The sequence below is a fragment of the Acetobacter cibinongensis genome, assembly GCF_000963925.1.
GTDB lineage: Bacteria > Pseudomonadota > Alphaproteobacteria > Acetobacterales > Acetobacteraceae > Acetobacter > Acetobacter cibinongensis.
In genome coordinates, this window is the sequence record NZ_BAMV01000010.1 from 46,071 (window position 1) to 66,059 (window position 19,989).

18 protein-coding genes are annotated in these 19,989 nt (G+C 57.9%); 8 read left to right on the plus strand and 10 right to left on the minus strand.

The genetic code is table 11. The features are described from left to right. The first annotated feature begins 112 nt into the window (after nt 1-112). Nucleotides 113-865, plus strand: a complete 753-nt coding sequence (locus Abci_RS06005) for a competence/damage-inducible protein A (protein ID WP_048838247.1) — start codon at nt 113-115, stop codon at nt 863-865. 36 nt (nt 866-901) lie between these two features. Here the strand turns inward: Abci_RS06005 and Abci_RS06010 are convergent, their stop codons facing one another. From Abci_RS06010 to Abci_RS06020, 3 genes are all read right to left on the minus strand, one after another. After that, on the minus strand, nt 902-1,858 hold the full coding sequence (locus Abci_RS06010; protein WP_048838248.1) for an acetyl-CoA carboxylase carboxyltransferase subunit alpha: 957 nt from the start codon (nt 1,856-1,858) through the stop codon (nt 902-904). 71 nt (nt 1,859-1,929) lie between these two features. Further along, the gene (locus Abci_RS06015; protein ID WP_048838249.1) at nt 1,930-2,865 is read right to left on the minus strand and encodes a tyrosine recombinase; all 936 of its coding nucleotides are present in this window, start codon (nt 2,863-2,865) and stop codon (nt 1,930-1,932) included. Next, a complete protein-coding gene (locus tag Abci_RS06020; protein WP_048838250.1) occupies nt 2,865-3,137 on the minus strand; it encodes a hypothetical protein in 273 nt (90 codons plus the stop codon). The genes Abci_RS06015 and Abci_RS06020 overlap by 1 nt, the downstream gene beginning before the upstream one ends. Before the next feature lie 63 nt (nt 3,138-3,200). Between Abci_RS06020 and aroB the strand changes: the two genes are divergently transcribed. From aroB to Abci_RS06050, 6 genes are all read left to right on the plus strand, one after another. After that, nucleotides 3,201-4,934, plus strand: coding sequence for a 3-dehydroquinate synthase (aroB, locus tag Abci_RS06025; protein WP_084597556.1), 1,734 nt, complete (start codon nt 3,201-3,203; stop codon nt 4,932-4,934). 335 nt (nt 4,935-5,269) lie between these two features. After that, nucleotides 5,270-6,415, plus strand: coding sequence for an OmpA family protein (locus Abci_RS06030; RefSeq protein WP_048838251.1), 1,146 nt, complete (start codon nt 5,270-5,272; stop codon nt 6,413-6,415). Between the two features lie 98 nt (nt 6,416-6,513). Further along, entirely contained in the window at nt 6,514-7,053 is a 540-nt protein-coding gene (locus Abci_RS06035) for a GtrA family protein (protein WP_084597548.1), read from the plus strand. A 205-nt stretch (nt 7,054-7,258) separates the two neighbouring features. Continuing rightward, nucleotides 7,259-9,898, plus strand: coding sequence for an alanine--tRNA ligase (gene alaS, locus Abci_RS06040; protein ID WP_048838336.1), 2,640 nt, complete (start codon nt 7,259-7,261; stop codon nt 9,896-9,898). An 84-nt stretch (nt 9,899-9,982) separates the two neighbouring features. Further along, nucleotides 9,983-10,672 (plus strand): phosphatidylserine decarboxylase, encoded by a 690-nt coding sequence (locus Abci_RS06045; protein WP_048838253.1) that lies wholly within the window; start codon nt 9,983-9,985, stop codon nt 10,670-10,672. 11 nt (nt 10,673-10,683) lie between these two features. Then, nucleotides 10,684-11,652, plus strand: coding sequence for a CDP-alcohol phosphatidyltransferase family protein (locus tag Abci_RS06050; RefSeq protein WP_084597549.1), 969 nt, complete (start codon nt 10,684-10,686; stop codon nt 11,650-11,652). On the opposite strand, the gene Abci_RS06055 is transcribed toward Abci_RS06050, so the two are convergent. The 7 genes from Abci_RS06055 to Abci_RS06085 all read right to left on the minus strand — a co-directional run bounded on the left by Abci_RS06055 (nt 11,616) and on the right by Abci_RS06085 (nt 19,080). Continuing rightward, the gene (locus Abci_RS06055; protein ID WP_048838254.1) at nt 11,616-12,125 is read right to left on the minus strand and encodes an NADH-quinone oxidoreductase subunit B family protein; all 510 of its coding nucleotides are present in this window, start codon (nt 12,123-12,125) and stop codon (nt 11,616-11,618) included. The genes Abci_RS06050 and Abci_RS06055 overlap by 37 nt on opposite strands. A 30-nt stretch (nt 12,126-12,155) precedes the next feature. Further along, entirely contained in the window at nt 12,156-13,655 is a 1,500-nt protein-coding gene (locus tag Abci_RS14495) for an NADH-quinone oxidoreductase subunit D-related protein (protein WP_048838255.1), read from the minus strand. Then, a complete protein-coding gene (locus Abci_RS06065) occupies nt 13,655-14,776 on the minus strand; it encodes a hypothetical protein (RefSeq protein WP_048838256.1) in 1,122 nt (373 codons plus the stop codon). The genes Abci_RS14495 and Abci_RS06065 overlap by 1 nt, the downstream gene beginning before the upstream one ends. Beyond that, complete coding sequence (locus Abci_RS06070; protein WP_244877596.1) at nt 14,773-15,438, minus strand: hypothetical protein; 666 nt, start codon at nt 15,436-15,438, stop codon at nt 14,773-14,775. Before Abci_RS06070 ends, Abci_RS06065 begins: the two co-directional genes overlap by 4 nt. Further along, a complete protein-coding gene (locus Abci_RS06075; RefSeq protein WP_048838257.1) occupies nt 15,435-16,457 on the minus strand; it encodes a hypothetical protein in 1,023 nt (340 codons plus the stop codon). Before Abci_RS06075 ends, Abci_RS06070 begins: the two co-directional genes overlap by 4 nt. Beyond that, complete coding sequence (locus Abci_RS06080; RefSeq protein WP_048838258.1) at nt 16,454-18,136, minus strand: hypothetical protein; 1,683 nt, start codon at nt 18,134-18,136, stop codon at nt 16,454-16,456. Before Abci_RS06080 ends, Abci_RS06075 begins: the two co-directional genes overlap by 4 nt. A gap of 161 nt (nt 18,137-18,297) precedes the next feature. Further along, nucleotides 18,298-19,080 carry a class I SAM-dependent methyltransferase gene (locus Abci_RS06085; RefSeq protein ID WP_084597550.1) on the minus strand — a complete coding sequence of 261 codons (783 nt, stop codon included), beginning with the start codon at nt 19,078-19,080 and terminating at the stop codon, nt 18,298-18,300. A 68-nt stretch (nt 19,081-19,148) separates the two neighbouring features. Between Abci_RS06085 and gloB the strand changes: the two genes are divergently transcribed. After that, nucleotides 19,149-19,874 carry a hydroxyacylglutathione hydrolase gene (gene gloB, locus Abci_RS06090; RefSeq protein ID WP_048838260.1) on the plus strand — a complete coding sequence of 242 codons (726 nt, stop codon included), beginning with the start codon at nt 19,149-19,151 and terminating at the stop codon, nt 19,872-19,874. The last annotated feature ends 115 nt before the right edge of the window (nt 19,875-19,989 follow it).

Below are 19,989 nucleotides of genomic sequence, written 5' to 3' on the forward strand. Positions count from 1 at the left end.
ACAAGAGCCGAGCGCCTATGGCACGTTTTTTCCACCCATTGACCCGCCACCAAGCCCGCCCCATCCTACAAAAATACTTTGCGCCTCTGCGCTGCTGAAAGGAGCCTTTTCCATGCGTCGCACCGCCGCTCTTATTTTGATTGGCAATGAAATCCTCTCCGGGCGCACCCGGGATGATAACATCCAGTTTCTGGCAACACGTCTGGGTGAACTTGGTATTCCGCTGCGTGAAATCCGGGTCATTCCAGATGTGCGCGAAACAATCATCCTGACGGTCACGGAACTGCGGGCAAAATTTGATGAGGTTTTTACAACCGGCGGCATTGGCCCCACGCATGATGACATTACGGCCCCGTGCGTTGCAGAAGCCTTTGGTGTGCCGTGGGAATTCCATCCCGCAACATATGACATGCTGAAAGCCCAGTTTGGGGAAGACTTCAACACAGCCCGCCAGCGCATGGCCAAACTGCCCCGTGGTGCCACGCCCATTCCCAACCCGGTTTCCCGCGCACCAGGTTTTTCCATTGGGAATGTGCATGTTATGGCCGGAGTGCCCCGTATTATGCGGGCTATGTTTGATGAACTCGCACCAAGCCTCACACCCGGCTCACCCGTGCAATCGCGCACATGGTACACAACAAACCTGTTTGAGGGCACGATTGCTGATGGGCTGGAAGCAATCCAGAACACTTATCCGCAGCTTGATCTTGGTTCCTACCCCTTCCACCGCGATGATGGACGGCGTGGCGTGGCGCTGGTTGCCAAAGGTCAGGATCAGGATGCTCTGACACAGGCCGCGCAGGCCATTTATACCCTTCTCAAAGAAAAAGGCGGTGCCCCCGTTGAAGGAGAGCCACCGCCCTGAAACGTTTTATGAGGTGTCGGCAGTCTGACCTGGTGCTCAGGTCAGGCTGTCACGCCCCATAGCCAGAAATTTTTCCCGGCGTAATTCTTTGAGGCGAGCAGGAACAAGACCCACCAGTTCCTTCAGTTCTTCGGCTATCACGGTGTGAACGGATTGAAGGGCTGCTTGCGGGTCACGCTGAGCACCGCCCACTGGCTCCTGAATAATCCGGTCTACCAACCCGAGACGGTGCAGATCCTGCGCCGTCAGGCGGAGTGTCTCGGCTGCTGTGCTGGCCTGCTTAGGGTCACGCCACAAAATGGAAGCGCAAGCCTCCGGCGAGATCACGGAGTAAATGGCATGCTCCAGCATCAGAACCCGGTCACCGGCTCCCAACGCTACAGCGCCACCTGAACCGCCTTCACCAATCACCGTAGCAATCAGGGGAACCGGAGCGTCCAGACAGACCTCAATAGACCGGGCAATGGCTTCAGCCTGGCCACGTTCTTCCGCATCAATACCCGGCCACGCGCCAGCCGTATCAATGAATGTGAGAATCGGCAGGTTAAAGCGTCCGGCGAGCTTAACCAGCCGCTGTGCCTTGCGGTAGCCTTCAGGCCGCGCCATGCCAAAGTTATGGGCCAAGCGGGTTTCAAGATCAGAGCCACGCTCTGTCCCAATGACGACCACAGGCGCACCATCAAAGCGGCCAATGCCGCCTATAATGGCTTTGTCATCCGCGTACAGCCTATCCCCGGCAAGAGGGGTAAAGTCTGTCAGCAGGGCCTTGATGTACTCCTGCGTGTGCGGGCGCTGAGCATGACGGGCAACCTGCACCTTCTGCCAAGGGCTGAGCTTGGCATAAATGGTACGCAGGTGCTTCTCCGCCTTATCCTGAAGGCGGACCGTCTCTTCTGCAATATTGACCCCGTTCGGGTCGGTCATTTGCCGCAGTTCGTCGATCTTGTTCTCAAGTTCGGCGACGGGCTTTTCGAAATCCAGGAACTGACGCATGGGCAAAGCGGATAGCACAGTCACGCGTAAAACCAAGTCACTTCGTGCATCACAGCACGCATAGTATGCATTTAACCGGCTTTTTCCGCTCTTTCACCTGTTTGTGTGGCAAGCGGATGATAGGCTTCCACCACTTTTTTCAGCCGCTCTGTCTGCACATGGGTGTAAATTTGCGTGGTCGCAATGTCCGCGTGGCCCAGGAGCAGTTGTAGCGCCCGGAGGTCCGCCCCATGCGCCAAAAGATGCGTGGCAAAAGAATGCCGTAAAACATGGGGGGAAAGCCGCGCGGGGTCTATGCCCGCACGTAAGCCTGTTTCATGTAATATTTTATCAAAGGCTTGCCGGGTCAGTGCACGGCTTGGGTCACGCCCAGGGAACAGCCACGGGCTTTCACGCCATGCATCGCAGGCATGAAGCTCCAAGGCTGCGTCACGCCCACTCTCGGAAATCGGCACAAGCCGCTCCCGTCCGCCTTTCCCGCGGATCAGCAACATGGGCTTCTCGCCCCTCAGGGCTTCTCGCGGAAGGGAGAGCAGTTCGGAAATACGCAAACCAGAGGCGTAAAGTAGCTCCAGTGCCGCTTTTGCCACCAGAGCGCGGCGCTTTTGCGCAACGCTAGCCCCTTCTGCCGGTACACAGGCCTCCAGAAGCGCCACGACCTCCGATTCGGAGAGGAAATGCGGCAAGGATGCGCTTGGGCGTGGCGAATCCAGCAGGCTGGCCGGGTTATCTGTTCTGATCCCTTCCCTCAGCAGGAAAAGATAAAACTGCTTGATGCACGACACCCTGCGCGCCACCGTTCGACGGCTCTGCCCGTCAAGGGTCAGGTCAGCCATCCAGGCGGCAAGTTCTTCGGTCTTGGCATAGACCAGCAGGACGCCCTGCGCCGCCAGAAAGGCAGAGCAGGACTCCAGATCAGCACGGTAAGCGGAAATCGTGTTTGGAGAGGCAGCACGTTCCGCCGCCAACATCTCCAGAAACGGTTCCACTTCGTGGCCAACCGCCATTAGTGGGCTGGCGCCGCCACAGGTGCAGAGGCAGCCGGAGCAGCTGCCGGCGCGGCATCCGGCTGTGCGGGTACAAGGGGTGTGACCAACGGCGCAGGTGGCGGCGGAGGCGGTGCAATAACCGTAGGGGCAGCAGCCTGCGGCGCAGCCAGAGGAATATCACGGTGGACAGGCTGGGGTACCGGCGCATGGGCAGACAGACCAAGTGCTGCAAAACCACCCAAAAGTGCGACGCAAACCACGGCCGCAACAACAAGAACCATACGGTTCATACTTTTGCTCTCCGACAACAGAGGTTAGATGTGTTCTTTCTGCTCTATGGTAAGCTGCGTTCCATGTCATCACGTATCTCGTCTTCCCTATCTGATACGGCGGATCCCCCGCCGATCCCCCTTGATCTGGAAAGGGTGAGCCATCGGTCTGGTGCCGGGCTTCTTCCATCCGGGCGCAGCATTGTGCTTGTTGGCCTGATGGGCGCGGGCAAAACAACCATAGGGCGCAGACTGGCCACACGTCTGGGCCTGCCTTTTGTTGATGCCGATGTAGAAATTGAGCGCGCAGCGGGCTGCTCCATTGCTGATGTGTTCCGCCTGTATGGAGAACCCGCCTTCCGGGACGGAGAACGCCGGGTTATCCGCCGCCTGCTTGAGGGGCCACCCATGGTTCTTGCCACCGGCGGCGGTGCCTTCATGAATGCCCAGACACGGGCATTTGTGCGGGAACGTGCCATTTCCGTGTGGTTGCGCTGTCCGCTCCCCATCCTACTCCGCCGCGTGCAAGGGCGCTCACACCGCCCCCTTCTGAACGATACATCCCCCCGTGATGTGCTGGCGCGCCTGATTACCGAACGCCACCCGATTTATGCCGAAGCTGATATCGTTGTTGATTGCGGAGAATATAACGTGGACCACAGCACCACCCGTGTGATCGAAGCACTGGCCCTCTCCCGCAGGCCTGTACGGCTCCCGATTGATCTGGGGCATACGACGTATGACATTGTTATCGGCACGGACCTCATCTCCCGTACCGGGGCGCTCTTGGCGCCCCTGCTCCCGCAAAAGCGCGTCATCATCATTACGGATGAAAACGTGGCGAGGCATCACCTCCCCAAGCTCCACGCTGCCCTGCGGGAGACGGATATACAGTTTCGCACCCTCACCGTTAAACCGGGCGAGCACTCCAAAAGCTTCGCAACCTATGAACGCCTGATCGACAGCATTCTGGAAGAAGGCGTGGAGCGTAAAACAACCATTATCGCCTTTGGCGGCGGTGTGGTGGGGGATCTGGCCGGATTCATTGCGGCCTCCACGCTCAGGGGGCTGCCATTTGTGCAAATTCCCACCACTCTGCTGTCACAGGTCGATTCTTCCGTTGGGGGTAAAACAGGCATCAACACCCGGTGGGGCAAAAACCTTGTCGGAGCCTTCCACCAACCCCTGTGCGTGCTGGCGGATGTCTCGACACTCAGCACCCTCCCTCATCGCGAGTTGGTTGCGGGTTATGCCGAAATTGTGAAGTCCGGCCTGATAGCAGACCCAGCCCTCTTTGAATGGTGTGAGAAAAACGGTGAAGCCCTGCTGGATGGTGACCCTGAAACACAGGCAGAAGCCATCCGACGGGCCTGCGCCTTCAAAGCCAGAGTGGTGGCGGACGATGAACGGGAACAGCACAGCAGCGGTGGCCGCGCCCTTCTGAATCTGGGCCATACGTTCGGTCACGCTCTTGAGGCCGAACTGGGCTACGATGGCCGCCTGCTTCATGGAGAAGGAGTCTCCATAGGGTTGCGGCTGGCCTTCATGCTGTCCGTAAAGCTGGGCCTCTGCCCCGCGCAGGATCTGGAGCGCGTGACCGCCCATCTGAAGCGCCTGAAAATGCCTGCACAAATCAGAGATCTGCCATACAGCTTCCGCGCATCAGACCTCATGGCACATATGCAACGCGACAAGAAAATGCAGGACGGGCAACTCTCCTTCGTGCTGGTGCACGGAATCGGTCAGGCCTTCACAAGCCGGAATGTTCCGGCTGAAACCGTCCATCAGGTGCTGCTGGATGATGGCTGCACGCCTTAGAAAACCGCCAATTTCTCTGTATGTTTCTTGTATTTAGCGCACCACGCCGCAATTCCGCCTTATTCTGAAAGGAGACAGACGCGGCATTGGTGAATTCACCATGTTCAAAGCAAGACGTTAAAAGCTGAATACTACTATGCAGCAGCTACATCTTGGGAAACCGAAATGAACTGTTGCAAAGAAAACACGGTTATGGCTTCTAATTGCATTAAGCATGAAGCTGCGGGTTTCTATTTTGGAACCTATCGTTTTATACGGCTTTAGGCATCTTGCTGGGTCTGACTGCTAAATGGTTAGCGGCAGAGTCGAACAGATGAAATATTGAGGACGAAAAAATGCGTCTCCGCACGGCGTTACTTGCAACGACACTAATGGCAGCGGCTCCGGCGGCCGCATCTGCCACCACGATTACAGGCCCGTACATCGACCTGGGCGGTGGTTATAACCTTGTGCAGAATCAGCACGCACACACTTCCGGCTACGGCGGTGGCGCTGATAACGATGCACGCGGCAACAGCTCTTCCCAGTTCCGCCACCATGACGGCTTCACCGGTTTCGGTGCATTCGGCTGGGGCTTCGGTAACGGTCTCCGCGCTGAAGTTGAAGGGGTGTACAACTACTCCCAGATCAACCACCGCGGTGGTACGTCTATCCCGGGTTCTACCCGTGGTTCCGACCAGTCTTACGGCGGCCTGGTTAACGTGCTGTACGACATCGACCTGAAGCAGTTCGGTATCGACGCACCTGTTACACCGTTTGTTGGTGTTGGCGCTGGCTACCTGTGGCAGCACTACAACCCAACCCAGACCAACTTCAGAAACGGTAACACCAGCCGTCTCGGTGGCACCAATGGTGGCTTCGCCTACCAGGGTATCGTCGGTGCTGCTTACGATGTTGGCGTACCTGGCCTGCAGGTTACCACGGAATACCGTATGATCGGTCAGCCTGGTTCCTTCACAGACGGTGCATTCACATCCACCGCCAACTACACCACAGGTCAGCATGGTCGTGGCAACACGAACTTCGACCACCGCTTCAACCACCAGTTCATCCTGGGTCTGCGTTACGCATTCGACACGGCTCCTCCTCCTCCGCCGCCAGCTCCGGTTGTTGCTGCCCCAGCTCCGCTGCCAGCACGTTCCTACCTGGTGTTCTTCGACTGGGATAAGTCTGTCCTGAGCTCACGCGCTCGCCAGATCGTTGCTGAAGCTGCACAGGCTTCCACGCACGTTCAGACGACCCGCATCGAAGTTAACGGTTACACCGATAACTCCGCTGCTCACCCTGGTCCTCGTGGTGAAAAGTACAACCTGGGTCTTTCCAACCGTCGCGCAGACAGCGTGAAGGCTGAACTGATCCGTGACGGTGTTCCGGCTTCTGCCATCGACATCCACGGTTACGGTGAAGCTCACCCGCTGGTTCCGACCGGCCCGAACACCCGCGAACCTCAGAACCGTCGCGTGGAAATCATCCTCCACTAATTCGGTCTGATCTTCGTGATCAAAGAAAGGGGGCACCTTCGGGTGTCCCTTTTTTTATGTTGAACTCCCACAGTGCTTTCGCGTAGGTCACCTGGACAATGACCACACACTTCCCGCCCCCATCGGCCGGGCATACTCTGGTTTCCAGACTATGCTCCCCAGCAGTCATGCGCCTTTTCAAATTTGGCGTTGTGGGCGCACTTGGTTTTCTGTGGGATTCGAGCACTGTCTATGGGCTACGCCCTATTATTGGCCTGACCGCGGCAACGCTTGTTGCGTATTTTGTTGCCGCCACACTGAACTGGCTTCTCAACCGTCTCTGGACTTTCAAAGGTGCAGGCTCACGCGATCACCCTATTCTGCAGTGGCTCAGGTTCCTGTTAGCCAACAGTTGTGGGTTTTTTCTTAATCGTGGCACGGTCTATACTCTCTTCTACACAGTACCGCTGTGCCTGGAGCACCCCATTATTGCGCTGGCAGCAGGGGCATTTGCGGGCATGTTTGCCAATTTCAGCCTCAGCCAGAAACTGGTTTTTCGGGAAAAACCACCACAGTCCACTCTTGAACTGGCAGAATATGCTGTGGAACTTTCTCACCATGAGACATCTCAGCCAGCCACTACTACAGACGCAAAATAACGCATTTCCAAAGCCCCTTCTCCTACCCCCTTCCGATAAAGCGCCGGGTGCGCTACAGCAGGGGTGGGTAAAGGAAGCTTCCCGGCTTTCCACCTGGCCGTGAGGAGTCTTTCCTGAAAACAGGATGCCAACGGAAAAGTCCGTCTGTCATGCTCTTGGGAAAAATCACGCGCCCAACCAGTTTCAGGACCGTCTGCCTCACGCCATGCTGACCACAAACGATATCCGTACCACCTTTCTGGAGTACTTCGCCGGGAAAGAGCACCAGATTGTGCCTTCTTCTTCTCTGGTGCCACGCAACGACCCTACCCTGCTGTTTACAAACGCAGGCATGGTGCAGTTCAAAAACGTGTTTACCGGCCAGGAAACCCGGCCCTACTCCCGCGCCACAACAGCGCAAAAGGTTGTGCGTGCCGGTGGTAAGCATAACGACCTGGATAACGTAGGCTATACGGCCCGCCATCACACCTTCTTTGAAATGATGGGCAACTTCTCGTTTGGAGACTACTTCAAACCAGAAGCCATTGAGCTAGCCTGGAACCTTGTGACCAAAAACTTTGGTCTTCCAAAAGACAAGCTGCTTGTTACCGTCTATTCAGAAGACGAAGAAGCTGCGGGCCTGTGGCGTAGCATTGCCGGACTGGATGACAGCCGGATTATCCGAATCCCCACCAGTGACAACTTCTGGCGCATGGGTGACACCGGCCCCTGCGGCCCTTGCTCTGAAATTTTTTATGATCACGGCCCGGATGTATTCGGTGGCCCTCCCGGCTCTCCGGATGAAGACGGCGACCGTTTTGTCGAAATCTGGAACCTGGTCTTCATGCAGTTTTTTGAAGACCCACCGGGCACACGCTCGCCGCTTCCCCGCCCATCAATTGATACCGGGCTCGGTTTGGAACGCTTTGCGGCTATTCTGCAAGGCAAGCGTGACAACTATGACACAGATACGTTTCAGGCCCTGATTCAGGCTTCAGCGGACGTTACACATCAGGCAACGGACGGAGCATTCAAGTCCAGCCACCGTGTTGTTGCTGACCATTTGCGCTCAACCGCGTTCCTGATTGCGGACGGCGTTCTGCCTTCAAAAGATGGCCGTGGTTATGTTCTGCGCCGCATTATGCGCCGCGCCATGCGCCACCTGCACATGATGGGCACCCACGACCCGGTTTTCTACAAGCTGCTTCCAGCCCTCATTCAGCAGATGGGTCAGGCATACCCGGAACTGGTACAGAGCGAAGCTCTCATTCGTGAAACCATGCGCGGTGAGGAAGAACGCTTCAAGGCCATGCTGGACCGCGGCCTCGGGCTGCTGGCTGAAGAAACGGACAAACTCTCCGCAGGTGCCGCACTCCCCGGTGACGTTGCGTTCCGTCTTTACGACACTTTTGGCTTCCCGCTTGATCTGACGCAGGACGCCCTGCGCGGCAGTGGTCATACAGTGGATGTGGATGGCTTTGACGCCGCCATGACCGTACAGCGCGAGCGCGCCCGTGCGTCCTGGGTTGGGTCAGGCGATACAGCGCTGGAAACAGTGTGGTTTGAAGGCCGTGATAAATTCGGTGCGTCAGAGTTTCTTGGTTACTCCACTGAACAGGCGGATGGTGAAGTTCAGGCTGTTGTGGTTGGCAATGGCTTCGTCCAAGAGGCCCCTGTGGGCACTCAAGTGGCGGTTCTGCTCAACCAGACCCCATTTTACGGAGAAAGCGGTGGGCAGGCCGGTGATACTGGCACCCTGACCGCCAAAGGCCTGCATGTTGCGATCACGGATACCCAGAAAAAAGCTGGGGACCTGATTGTTCATTACGGCACCGTGACCGAGGGTACACTCCGCCCTGGCATCGCTGTGACGGCAACTGTGGCACATGACCGCCGCTCCGCCATACGGGCTCACCATTCCGCCACTCACCTGCTGCATGAAGCGCTGCGCCGCAAACTGGGTGAACATGTTGCCCAGAAAGGCAGCCTGAATACGCCAGACCGCCTGCGGTTTGACGTCAGCCAGCCACGCCCCATCACGCAGGAAGAACTTGCAGAGGTTGAAGCTGAGGTTAATCGCCTTATCAGAGAGAACTCTCAGGTCGTCACCCGCTCCATGACACCAGAAGAAGCTGTGGCCGAAGGTGCCATGGCTCTGTTTGGTGAGAAGTATGGTGATGAAGTGCGCGTTGTTTCCATGGGCGGGGCCGATGGCAACAAGAGTGCATGGTCCATCGAACTGTGCGGCGGTACCCACGTCAAGCGTACCGGCGATATAGGGCTGTTCCGCATTACGTCAGAAAATGGCGTTTCAGCGGGTGTCCGCCGTATTGAGGCCGTTGCTGGTAAAGCAGCTGAAGCCCTCTCCATTGCCAATGAACAACGCCTGAACCAGATGGCGGCCCAGCTCAAGGTCAGCGTTGCGGATGCACCGGAACGTCTGGCTTTGCTGCTGGAAGAGCGCCGCACCATGGAACGCCAGATTTCTGCCCTGCAACGGCAATTGGCCGCAGGGAATGTGGCCTCTGCCGGGGTAGAAGACGTAGGGGGGCTGAGACTGGCCACCCGTAATCTGGGAGATACGGCACCGCGTGAACTCAAGGGGCTGGCAGAAACCATCCTCAAGCAGGGCAATGCGGATGTTGTCGTCCTGATTTCAACGGCCGGTGATAAAGGCAGCGTTGTGGCTGCCGTTGTGGCGGACAAGGTTGAAAGCGTAGATGCAGTGGCACTTGTGCGCGCAGCAAGCGTTGCCATGGGGGGCAAGGGCGGCGGTGGCCGCCGTGACATGGCGCAGGCCGGTGGCCCGGATGCCGGTGCTGTGGATGCTGCCTTTGCTGCTGTCCGCGCGGCCCTGACGGCCTGAGCTCTGGCCTAAACAGAGGGGGCACGTCCTGCGGCCCCTCTGTTCTGCTGTCTCTGCCCCGCCTTTTATGTTAGGATTGAGCCTATGTCTCTTCTCGGATCTCTGAAAATGGTGATGGCGCCTCCGCACCCGGAAGCCAAACCCTTTCTCCTCGCCTCTGGCGCAGCTACTCTTGCTACACGCTATCTTGGCAAAAAACTGTCTTGCCCCAAGCTCAAACTGCTTGGCACGGCCAGCGGCCTGTTTTTTGGGTTCTGCCTGTATTTTTTCCGTGACCCGGAACGCAAGACACCTGCCCGCAACGATGTTGCCGTGGCTCCCGCTGATGGGCGTATTGTCTCTATTGAGAAAATTGCACCCCCGGCAGAACTGGGCATGGGTACTGCTCCTGTCTGGCGTATTGCAACGTTCCTGTCTGTGCTGGATGTTCACGTAAACCGTATGCCCGCAGCAGGTACAGTAACCCGCATTGCCTACCATCCTGGCCTGTTCCTGAATGCCAGCCTGGACAAGGCGTCTGAACAGAACGAGCGCAACGCACTCAGCCTGACCCTGCCAGATGGCCGCATGATGGCTGTGGTACAGATTGCAGGCCTTATTGCCCGCCGCATTGTGTGCAGCGTGACAGAAGGTATGCAGGTGGAAGCTGGTGAACGTTTTGGCCTGATCCGCTTTGGCTCCCGGACCGACCTGTACCTGCCGCCAGGCGTTGAGCCTCTGGTTGCCGTCGGCCAGACCATGATTGGTGGCGAAACCGTAATGGCGCGCCTCTAATCCCTGTGGTCATGCAGCAGCCCCCTCCCTCCATACCCACGTCTTCTTCGGTCGGTTCTGAGGCAGGACTGTCCGTGCCAGACCAGCACCTTGCTCAAACCCGTGCTCCACAAGGTGCGGGTGGTTATGCAGCCGCGGGTAAAGGGCAACGCCGCAGGCGGTTAAGGCGGCGGGTACGCACAAAAATCAAGGGCACGTCGTTCAACAGGCTCATTCCCAACATTTTAACAATGTTGGGACTGTGCGCCGGGTTAACGGGCATGCGCTTTGCCGTAGACGGGCGTTTTCAGGCTGCTGCCATTGCCTTGGTTATTGCCGCCTGCATTGACGGGCTGGATGGGCGCATTGCCCGGCTGCTGCGTGGGTCCACCCGGTTTGGGGCTGAGTTTGACAGCTTGTCGGACTTTGTCTGCTTTGGTGTTGCGCCGTCTTTCATGCTGTATTTCTGGGCTTTGCGGGAGGGCGGTCGATATGCTTTTCTGCCATGCCTTATTTTTACAGTCTGTATGGCTCTGCGCCTTGCACGCTTCAACGCCATGCTGGATGGGGAAGAAGACAAACCCAAATACGCCAGTAACTTCTTCACAGGGGTGCCTGCGCCTGCCGGGGCTGGCTTGGCCCTCTTCCCGCTCTTTTTAGGGCTGGAAGCTGAAAAGCTGAATATAGACTGGCTTTATCATCTCACGCGCCTTCCCTACATGCCCAGCTTTACCCTGATCAGCACAGCTCTGCTGCTGGTCTCTACGCTGCCTGTCTGGTCATTTAAAAACTTCAAGGTTCCGGCAAAATATGTTCTGCCGGTTATGCTGAGCACCGGTATTTATACCGTTATTCTGGTGGCTGACCCGTGGGCGGCACTGGCTGCTGCCGGTGTTATTTACATGCTGCTGCTGCCCCTCAGCCGCCTGAGCTTCAGCCGCCTAAAAAAAGCCGCTGAAGACCTTCAGGAAGATGTAGAAGACGAAGACGCGCCAGCATAAGCAGCCGCTGGCGCACGCTGCCCGAACAAGGAACATAACCCGTCCAGCACCTCCTGCGGTGTAGGCGGGCACCCCTTGATACGCAGATTAATATGAACCTTACGGTTCAGCCCCCCCATAATGGTATAATTTTCCGGGAACAGGCCGCCATCTATGGCGCAGTTTCCAACACAGATTACACCTTTGGGCGTAGGCATGGCCTTCCATGCGGCTTCCAGTACCGGGGCCATGGCATACGTGAGTGCGCCGGTAATCAGCAGGACATCAGCGCCCTGCGGCGTAGAGGCAAAACCAAACCCCGCACCCTGCATGTCGTAACCACCCGCAGCCAGAGCTTCCAGCTCCATCCCGCAGCCGCCACAACCGCCTGTATCCACGTGAAACAAGAGAAGCGGCCAGCGCGGGCCAACGGGCTTTAACCGCGCGCTACCCTGCCGGAAGCTGGCGTCAAATACGGCCCGGATAAGCCCCATAATTACTGCCTTCTCTTCTTTACTGTCTGCTTAGCCATCCAGCGCGGATGCTGTCACACCCAACGATGCCCGGATAAGGCCAAGGTCCGCCACATTTTGCCCTGGCAGAACGGCTTCCAGCGCCAACAGGGATGAGTATGCCGGGTCACGAACAAAAGCGTGTTCAACCCGACCATCCTTTAACCTGACCCAATAGAGAACAGCGCCCCACGGCCCTTCAGCCATGCCAATGCCTTCTCCATCCTCATAATACAAGTCTATGCGCCCACCTGCTGACAAGCCTAGCTTTGGCCCTGCCGTATTCAGCATACGCAGGCTCTCACCCACTTCTTCCAGCAGTATGATCGCACGGTCTTCCACCGCCCCGTCATGCCGCCCGGATGTAAAACGCCACAGGCCGTCATAAGCCCGCATGTCACGGCGATAATCGCAATCGCCGCCGCCAGCACGGGCTACCGGGCCATCCAGCCCCACTTGCTCCAGTAGGGCGCTATCCACAACACCTAGCCCGACAAGGCGGCTTGAAAGCCCCGGGTAGCTTTGCCATAGCGTGACCAAATCAGGGTAAATCTCCTCTCCCAATTCAGCCAGCTTGCTGCATAATTCACCCATAGCTGCGGCTGTACGCAGGTTCACACCACCCGGTACGCAATGGTCCATCATCAAACGCGAGCCAATAATGGGCGCGGCTTCTGTCAGCAGCTTTTCCCGGAACCACATGCACCGTGATGCCACCAGCACGGCTCCGGCCTGCCGGGCAATACCAGCGAGTGTGAACAGATGTGTGCTAACACGTTCAAGCTCCAGCACAACAACCCGCAGAAGGCTGACCTCTGGCCCCATGCTCTCGCCACACGCGGCCTCAACAGCCTGACAAAAGGCAGCCTGATGCGCTGCACACGCCCCGGCCACATAACGGCCAGTCAGACGGTTGGCATCCTCCACGCGGCATGTCTTTAAACGCTGAGCCATGCCTCTATGCGCGTATCCCGTTACGGTTTCAGCGTAACGAATGACGTCACCATCCAAAGCCAGCGCAATATGTAGGGGAGACTCACGCCCACCTGATGCTGGTCCACTCCCCGCCGTTACACCCCCTGCTGCCTGCATGGCCTCAGACGGCTGAAATGTCAGCATGGTCTTGTTACTACCGGCCCCACCGGGTGCTGCTGCCAGCGGCATTGTCTCTGCCCAGACATCATGATCCACCAAGGGCCGGACATCCGTTGCCCACATGGCTTCTGCACCATACAGGTCAAAAATCATGCGTTCATACAGGCTGGAAACAGCACGCGCGGGAGAAAGTGCCGGGTAACGCCCCCCTTCCAGCATGAGAGAGGCTGCCAGAGGCTGGGTCCCATGCGGCATGAAGAGGGCATGCACCGCCACACCATCACACCACAGCCCGACAAATGGCAGGCTGTCATGCTTCAGACCCTCTACAAGGTCACGCCATGCCATTTCGTCCAGTTGAAAGCGCCATGGTGTTTCTGTGGGCTGACCGGCGTGAATATGCGCGACAACGTCCATCAGAATGCCCCTAGCATCATGGCAAGAGGCACCAGAAACCCAGTAACAACCAGCACCACGCACGCCACGCGGCCCGCCGCATCCTGCGGCCACACCGCATGCCCTTCACCCTGTACGGGCACCGCCCGCACAACAGCGCATAAAATACCGGCCAGTGTCAGAACTGTAAAAACCCACGACCAGTCGCTCATCATGGACAGTAAAAGCAGACACCCGACAAACGGTGCGCCGGGTGGAAAACACGCCAGTGTTCGCGCAGCCCAAGAGCGCTCAGAGCGGCTCCCGCCTGCCAGGCACCACCCGCACAAAAACAGAAGAGCGGCGACATCTGCCTTCGTGCCCACAGCAATAAGCGCCAGTGCGGAAGGAAAGGTCCGGAACATACGCAGCCCATCATGCGACCTGCCAGCACACGCCGTTAGCCAGACAGAGGCAAGCCCTGCAGCAATCAGGGCCGTATCAAACGCGTCCCCACCATGCGGCCTGAGCCGCATGGACAGAAGAATCGCTGCCCCGGCAAAAGGCAGGAACAACAATGTGTCGTTCTCCTCACGCCAGGGTTGACCAAACGGTGTGAGACCAGCCAGCATCACAATACCGCACGCCAGCAAAAGACCGGACGCGGCCTGCCCCGCAGGCAGCAGCAAACCGGCCAGCACCAGAAACATGCCCACAGACCCTGTGCGCAGCAACGCCCAGCCCGCCATAGCCTGCCCGGCAGGGCGGCTGACAACAAACACACCATACGCCAGAGAGGCCTCAAGAATCCCCAAGCCCACGATAGGGTCCGGCGTTACACAGGCCAGACCGGCCAAGGCGGTGGAAATATGAGGCAACCCACGCAGAAAACGGTTTGGGATGGTATTGGCCTCAAGCACCGTCAGCAGCAAACCAAAGGCGAGCATGACGCGCCCGGCACGTTGCACGGGGTCATCATCCCATCCGGTAGCGGCGGCTCCCGTTGCCGGAAACAGGAAAACAGCAGCAGCCAGCACGCACCCTCCGCCAGCCATCCACACAGCGACCTCCCTGCTCCGGGGAGTATTCAGGCTCATCACCACGGCAGCGCCGAGCAAGGGCCATGCAAAAGCCAATGCGGCCAGAAAAACAGGAAATGTCATGGTGTATCGGCCCCATCATAACGAGGCGGCTTGGGCACATAATCAGGATGGGGCGCAGCATCGGCAGCCCCAAGAGCGCTCCCCGGCTCCTTTTTACCTTTTTTGCGTTTGGATCCCTGACGACGACCGGAAGCCCTGACCACAGCCAGACGAGGCAGAACACGATGAACGCACATACCGCCCAATACGGCAATCAGCACCCCTGCCAGAACGGTAACGCCCACAACCATAAGGTGTTTTTGTATGATGCCGGATAACAGCACGCCTTCAACACATGTCAGCAAACCGGCCCACTGCCAGACCATAGCCTGCCGACACGTTACAGCAACCAGACCAGCAAGAACGATGCAAAGGCCGGATGGAAACGCCATCACGCCGGGGCGTGACCCTGCCAGCATCAACACAACCATAAGGCCAAGAGCCAGAAATGGTACGGCTGGGCCGCTCCGCTCTGGTAGGTTATCCTGCTGATAATAGCTGAGAAACCAGACCGGACCGATGGCAAAAAGCAGGGCAAATGCTGCCCCCGCCTGATGCAGGGGGTCCGTGCCATCCACAAGCATTGCTATTGCGCTAACAACGCCTAACGCTGACAAAAACCCTATGCCACGCGCTACAACACACAGTGCCAAAAGGGGCGCTAATATCGCGGCTAGTGTCATGGTTGCACGCCCCCGTCATCACCATAAATCGGGTTTTGCAGGGCAGCAGCGGCTGTTGTGCTGGAAGGTTCCTGCTGTGGGGTCAGGACAGGGTAGGCCACCTGCCACGCCAGAAGGCCTAGCAGAAAAACCGTAGCCAGCCGTACCCGCCCCTGCTTGGGCAGAGGCAACACCACCAGATGTGTCAGTGCCAGCAAGACAGCGGCGATAGCTACCTTTACCAACCACGCACCCCCGCCTTCCAGACAGCCGATGCCCCATGCTTCCATCCCTGCCGTGGCGGGAAGGGACAGCGTGCCGGACCAGGCGATATCCCCCGCCAAAGTAACCCAGCATAACCGTACACAATCCCGCGCCAGCAACCACAGGCCACGGTCAGGGCCGGAAAGAGGGCATGCGCCTTCCTCATCACTTTGCTGGGTGCGCCATGCGACCGCAAAAAGGGCAACGCCCATCAGCACAAAGGGGGCTCCATTCCCTAAAGGAGAGAGGCTCCGTATCTGGGCCAGAAAAGCAGCGAGATCCTGCCCACCGACCATCACCAGAACAGGTATCAAGGCAGGCAACAATAATATGTCTGCTATCAGCACCATATAGCCGTTCAGCGCATAGCGGCCCGGCTGCGCCACCAGTGGCAAAGACAAAAACAAAGACGCCAGAACCAGCACGGCAGAGATCAACAATAGCCCCGGTGCAGGAAAACCCGCTGGCAACAGCATAAACACCGGCACCATACCGCAACCCAGCACGGCAAGCACAAAACCTGCCCGCACAACCCCTGCACCAGCTTTATGATCCGGCTCAGCAAGGCCCGGACGGGTAAATTGGTGCCGTATTTCCTGCCAACGGCCACTCACCCTGTAGCGGCATTCGCCAGCCATTCGGCCACCCAGCCGTTCAACCCAGCCGGTAAAAAAAGGAGCGGCCACCAGCATCAGCACGGTCTGGCACCCCAATGCGGCAAGGCACAGTAGGCTCCAGCCCCAGGTCAGCACGAAGGAAGATGCAGGCACTGTCATTGTCCGACCAACAGCCCAAACAACAGCCCGGCAGCCAGAAAAAGCAGGATCAGCACAAGGCCCTGTGCTTCACACCATGCCACACTTCTGAACAGTATAGCCTGCACGTAACGACCACCTGCGGCCGTTTTATCAACAATGGCCCATTCAGAGGGCGTTTGGTTCTGTAAGCCTAGGAAAACCAGAAGCATGGTCCACACCGCTGCCTCTTGCTCCGTGGGCTCAGCTTCTACCGCTTTATCCACCTTTATAAGAGGCGCGCCCTCCTGCCAGCGCTGTCGCGCAGCCTGCAACCTTGGGAAGGGATAAAATTTACACACACGGCCCAAAGCAATAACGCCACCCACACAGACCATCAGCGCGGCCACACTATAAAGTGGCGTAAAACTCACTGGAGTGTCCGTAAACCAGACGGATAAAGCTTTTGACCACATGAAGTCTCGTGCATCCACGCCAACAAAAAGGTGGTCTTGTAGCGCTAGCCATGCCCCCGGCAACACAGAAACCACACAGGCTGCCACAAGACAGATAACCGCTGGCAGAAGCGGAAAAAAACCGCTCCGAATACTCTGCCCAGACAGACGAGCAGAAATGCCCTGCCCGCCCCGAAATGCAGCATATCCCAGCCGTACCAGCCCTAGAATACCCAGTGCCATGAAGCCTGCGGCCCCCACCAGCACAAGAATTGTACCCAGAGCCTGTATGGGCGGCGCAGCACGCGTGGCCAGTTCACCCGCGCTCACCAGGCACCACAGGACAGAAAACCCACCCAGCGGTGGCAGCCCGGAAAGCAGAAGCAAAGCCACGCTCAGCACGGCAAGACCAGCAACGCTGCAAATAAGAGGCGGAAAGCCTGTAGGCTCAGAGCTCCCCTCCGCATCCTTCTGTGGCTGACAAAGCCACAGCAAAGCCAACATAGCCAGCAATGGTGCCCCCAAGCCAAGTTGGGCAGCCGTTCTAAACTGGTCCATGCCCTCTAGCGTGGTTGCCAACGCCAAGGCCAATAGTACGACCAAGGCACCAAAACCGGCGCACGCCAACCCTGCGGCAATACGATGAACCTGCTGTGCCCGCAGTGCCTGCACGCAGCCACCCAATGCAACACAACAGCCACTCAGGATGAGCAGGACCTGAAACACAGGGTGCAGCACACCTGTCTCGGAAAGCAGGCGGCCCAGCAGAAAAACCCCGATACCGACGGGCACAGTCGCTTCAGGCCCTTTTTGTGCGGAAACTGACCAGCCCAGTAACAAAACCATAAGGCAGAGCAAAGGTGGGCAAAGAGGGCTGTCCGCAGGAATGCACGCAGGCACAACAGCCGCAGGTAACCAGACACCCTGCCGCCCCTTGCCTGCAAGCAACACCAGAGCTGTCCCTGCCAACAACCCGAACACCAAGGGCGAGAGCGCCAAAAACGCCAACCCTGCCAGAACGCACGCCATACCCCGGCGGCCCTGGCTCATGATACCGCCAGCAAATGCCAGCAGGACAAGCATGGGGAGTGTGGGACCATCCAGCCCGAAAACGGGACACCAACTCACAGCACCTTCTACCCGCAATGCGGCGCCCGTTACAGCCAGCAAGCCGATAGCTGACCACGCTGCTGCCTGCATTTCCGGCCGCCACGCCTCGGCTTGCCGTAGCAGGCCTTTGGGCAGAATTGCCAGCACAGCAGCCACGACAAACAGCGCCAGTAACCCGCAAAGAAGAAAAGAGATGAGAATGGAACCAGCCTCAACACCAAAAAAGACTTGCAGCCTTTAGCAGGAAAAACTGCCGGATAACACCACGTCCGGCGCTCTGAAAATCAGGACATTCACTTTATACGCCCCTGATAGCCTCAGGACTGGGGAGGTGGCACCTTGCCGCAGCCTTCTGGCACACTGGCAAACCGTTTGCGCCAGACCCTGCGGCGTGCCTGAACAGGCATGGACAGCATGGAATAACTATTTTTAACAACCTCTATCAAACTCAGGCTCCCCAGACCGGGGGCGAGCACCTTGCCGGCAATATCCGTCACCTGCCCGAATTGCAGACTGCGGCAGCCCCACTGGGCTGGCAGAAACAAGACCTCGTCCCTCCGTTCCGTATGCAGCATGGTTTGGTCAAAAATACGGCCTAATGCCCGTGCACCAAAGGCAGGCTCCCGCGCAAAGGGCGTGCGCCTTTGCCGCAACCGGCCACACCACTGGCTGGGTGTAATAAGGAGCATACGCCCGTCATCCCGCAACACGCGGCTGGCGCCGCGCAGCACTGTCATAGCGTGCGCCTCATCCCGGAAGGCATGCAGCAGCACAATCCGGTCAAATGTGTCATCCTGAAAAGGCAGCAGGGCCGGATCTGCACAGAGTATGTTCTCGTAATCCTGATGAGGGAGTTCCCCTCTCTCCCCATCCAGAACGTAGTCCGGCTGAAGCGCAGACACACATAAGGCTCCTCGCCCCCGCCATGCCTCCAGACAGGGCGTTGCATAGCCTATACCCAGTATTTTCTGTTGCCTGAGGTCTGGCCAGAACCATTGCAGCCGTTCGCGCAACAACGCCGCGCAGGTGGCCCCCGTGTGCGTACGATAAAAGCCAGGAACCATGGAGGGCATGACATCATTCATAGCTCTGCCTATCATGATCTGAACCCACTACGCCATGACCACACACCTGTGGCCACCCCACGCCTGCCAAGGAAGTCCCTGCCATGCCCCTATCTATTCGCGCCATTCCCGTTTTGTCAGACAACTATGCGTGGCTCCTGCACGATGAGGCAACAGGGCAAACCGCCATTGTTGACCCCGGAGAAGCAGCCCCGATACAGAAGACCTTAAAAGAACTGGGGCTGGGCCTGGACCTCATTTTACTGACCCACCACCACTCGGACCATATTGACGGTGCCCGAACCCTGCGGGACACTTACAAATCCCGCATTGTCGGCCCGAAGGCAGATGTGCACCGCCTTCCCCCCTTAGATCAGGCTGTGGAGGACGGGGACACGCTGGCTCTTGGCAACAGCACAGCACAGGTCCTTGCTGTGCCCGGCCATACCAGCGGGCATATTGCCTACTATTTCACAGCTCCACCGGCTCTGTTCTGTGGTGACACACTGTTCAGTCTGGGGTGTGGCCGCCTATTTGAAGGCACGCCTGAGCAGATGTTCACAAGCCTGCACCGTTTTGACACTCTGCCTGACGAAACGCTGGTCTGCTGTGGGCACGAATATACGCTTGGCAATGCCGCTTTTGCTTTACATGCAGACCCGCATAATACTGCCCTGCAAGCCCGCGTAAAAGACGTAAAAGCCCTCCGTGCAGCAGGCCAGCCAACCCTCCCCTCCACTTTGGGGCTTGAGCGGCAGACAAACCCCTTCCTGCGCGCCAAAAACAGCGTGGAGTTTGCTAAATTACGCCGGGAAAAAGACACCTTCTAAAACGCTCGCACCAGCAAGTACGCCATACCCCCGGCCATGATGAGAGATTACCCTGAGGTTAAGGGCTGTTAGCCAGAGAGCTTCTGGTTATTCCCCCGCACATCTTATAAGCTTT

What these genes read in the sequence shown, in the direction of transcription:
- Abci_RS06075 (WP_048838257.1), bottom strand. Translation starts at nt 16,457, where the DNA reads ATGACAGTGCCTGCATCTTCCTTCGTGCTGACCTGGGGCTGGAGCCTA.
- Abci_RS06020 (WP_048838250.1), bottom strand. Translation starts at nt 3,137, where the DNA reads ATGAACCGTATGGTTCTTGTTGTTGCGGCCGTGGTTTGCGTCGCACTT.
- Abci_RS06085 (WP_084597550.1), bottom strand. Translation starts at nt 19,080, where the DNA reads ATGATAGGCAGAGCTATGAATGATGTCATGCCCTCCATGGTTCCTGGC.
- Abci_RS14495 (WP_048838255.1), bottom strand. Translation starts at nt 13,655, where the DNA reads ATGGACGTTGTCGCGCATATTCACGCCGGTCAGCCCACAGAAACACCA.
- Abci_RS06005 (WP_048838247.1), top strand. Translation starts at nt 113, where the DNA reads ATGCGTCGCACCGCCGCTCTTATTTTGATTGGCAATGAAATCCTCTCC.
- alaS (WP_048838336.1), top strand. Translation starts at nt 7,259, where the DNA reads ATGCTGACCACAAACGATATCCGTACCACCTTTCTGGAGTACTTCGCC.
- gloB (WP_048838260.1), top strand. Translation starts at nt 19,149, where the DNA reads ATGCCCCTATCTATTCGCGCCATTCCCGTTTTGTCAGACAACTATGCG.
- Abci_RS06010 (WP_048838248.1), bottom strand. Translation starts at nt 1,858, where the DNA reads ATGCGTCAGTTCCTGGATTTCGAAAAGCCCGTCGCCGAACTTGAGAAC.
- Abci_RS06030 (WP_048838251.1), top strand. Translation starts at nt 5,270, where the DNA reads ATGCGTCTCCGCACGGCGTTACTTGCAACGACACTAATGGCAGCGGCT.
- Abci_RS06015 (WP_048838249.1), bottom strand. Translation starts at nt 2,865, where the DNA reads ATGGCGGTTGGCCACGAAGTGGAACCGTTTCTGGAGATGTTGGCGGCG.
- Abci_RS06070 (WP_244877596.1), bottom strand. Translation starts at nt 15,438, where the DNA reads ATGACACTAGCCGCGATATTAGCGCCCCTTTTGGCACTGTGTGTTGTA.
- Abci_RS06065 (WP_048838256.1), bottom strand. Translation starts at nt 14,776, where the DNA reads ATGACATTTCCTGTTTTTCTGGCCGCATTGGCTTTTGCATGGCCCTTG.
- Abci_RS06050 (WP_084597549.1), top strand. Translation starts at nt 10,684, where the DNA reads ATGCAGCAGCCCCCTCCCTCCATACCCACGTCTTCTTCGGTCGGTTCT.
- Abci_RS06055 (WP_048838254.1), bottom strand. Translation starts at nt 12,125, where the DNA reads ATGGGGCTTATCCGGGCCGTATTTGACGCCAGCTTCCGGCAGGGTAGC.
- Abci_RS06035 (WP_084597548.1), top strand. Translation starts at nt 6,514, where the DNA reads ATGACCACACACTTCCCGCCCCCATCGGCCGGGCATACTCTGGTTTCC.
- aroB (WP_084597556.1), top strand. Translation starts at nt 3,201, where the DNA reads ATGTCATCACGTATCTCGTCTTCCCTATCTGATACGGCGGATCCCCCG.
- Abci_RS06045 (WP_048838253.1), top strand. Translation starts at nt 9,983, where the DNA reads ATGTCTCTTCTCGGATCTCTGAAAATGGTGATGGCGCCTCCGCACCCG.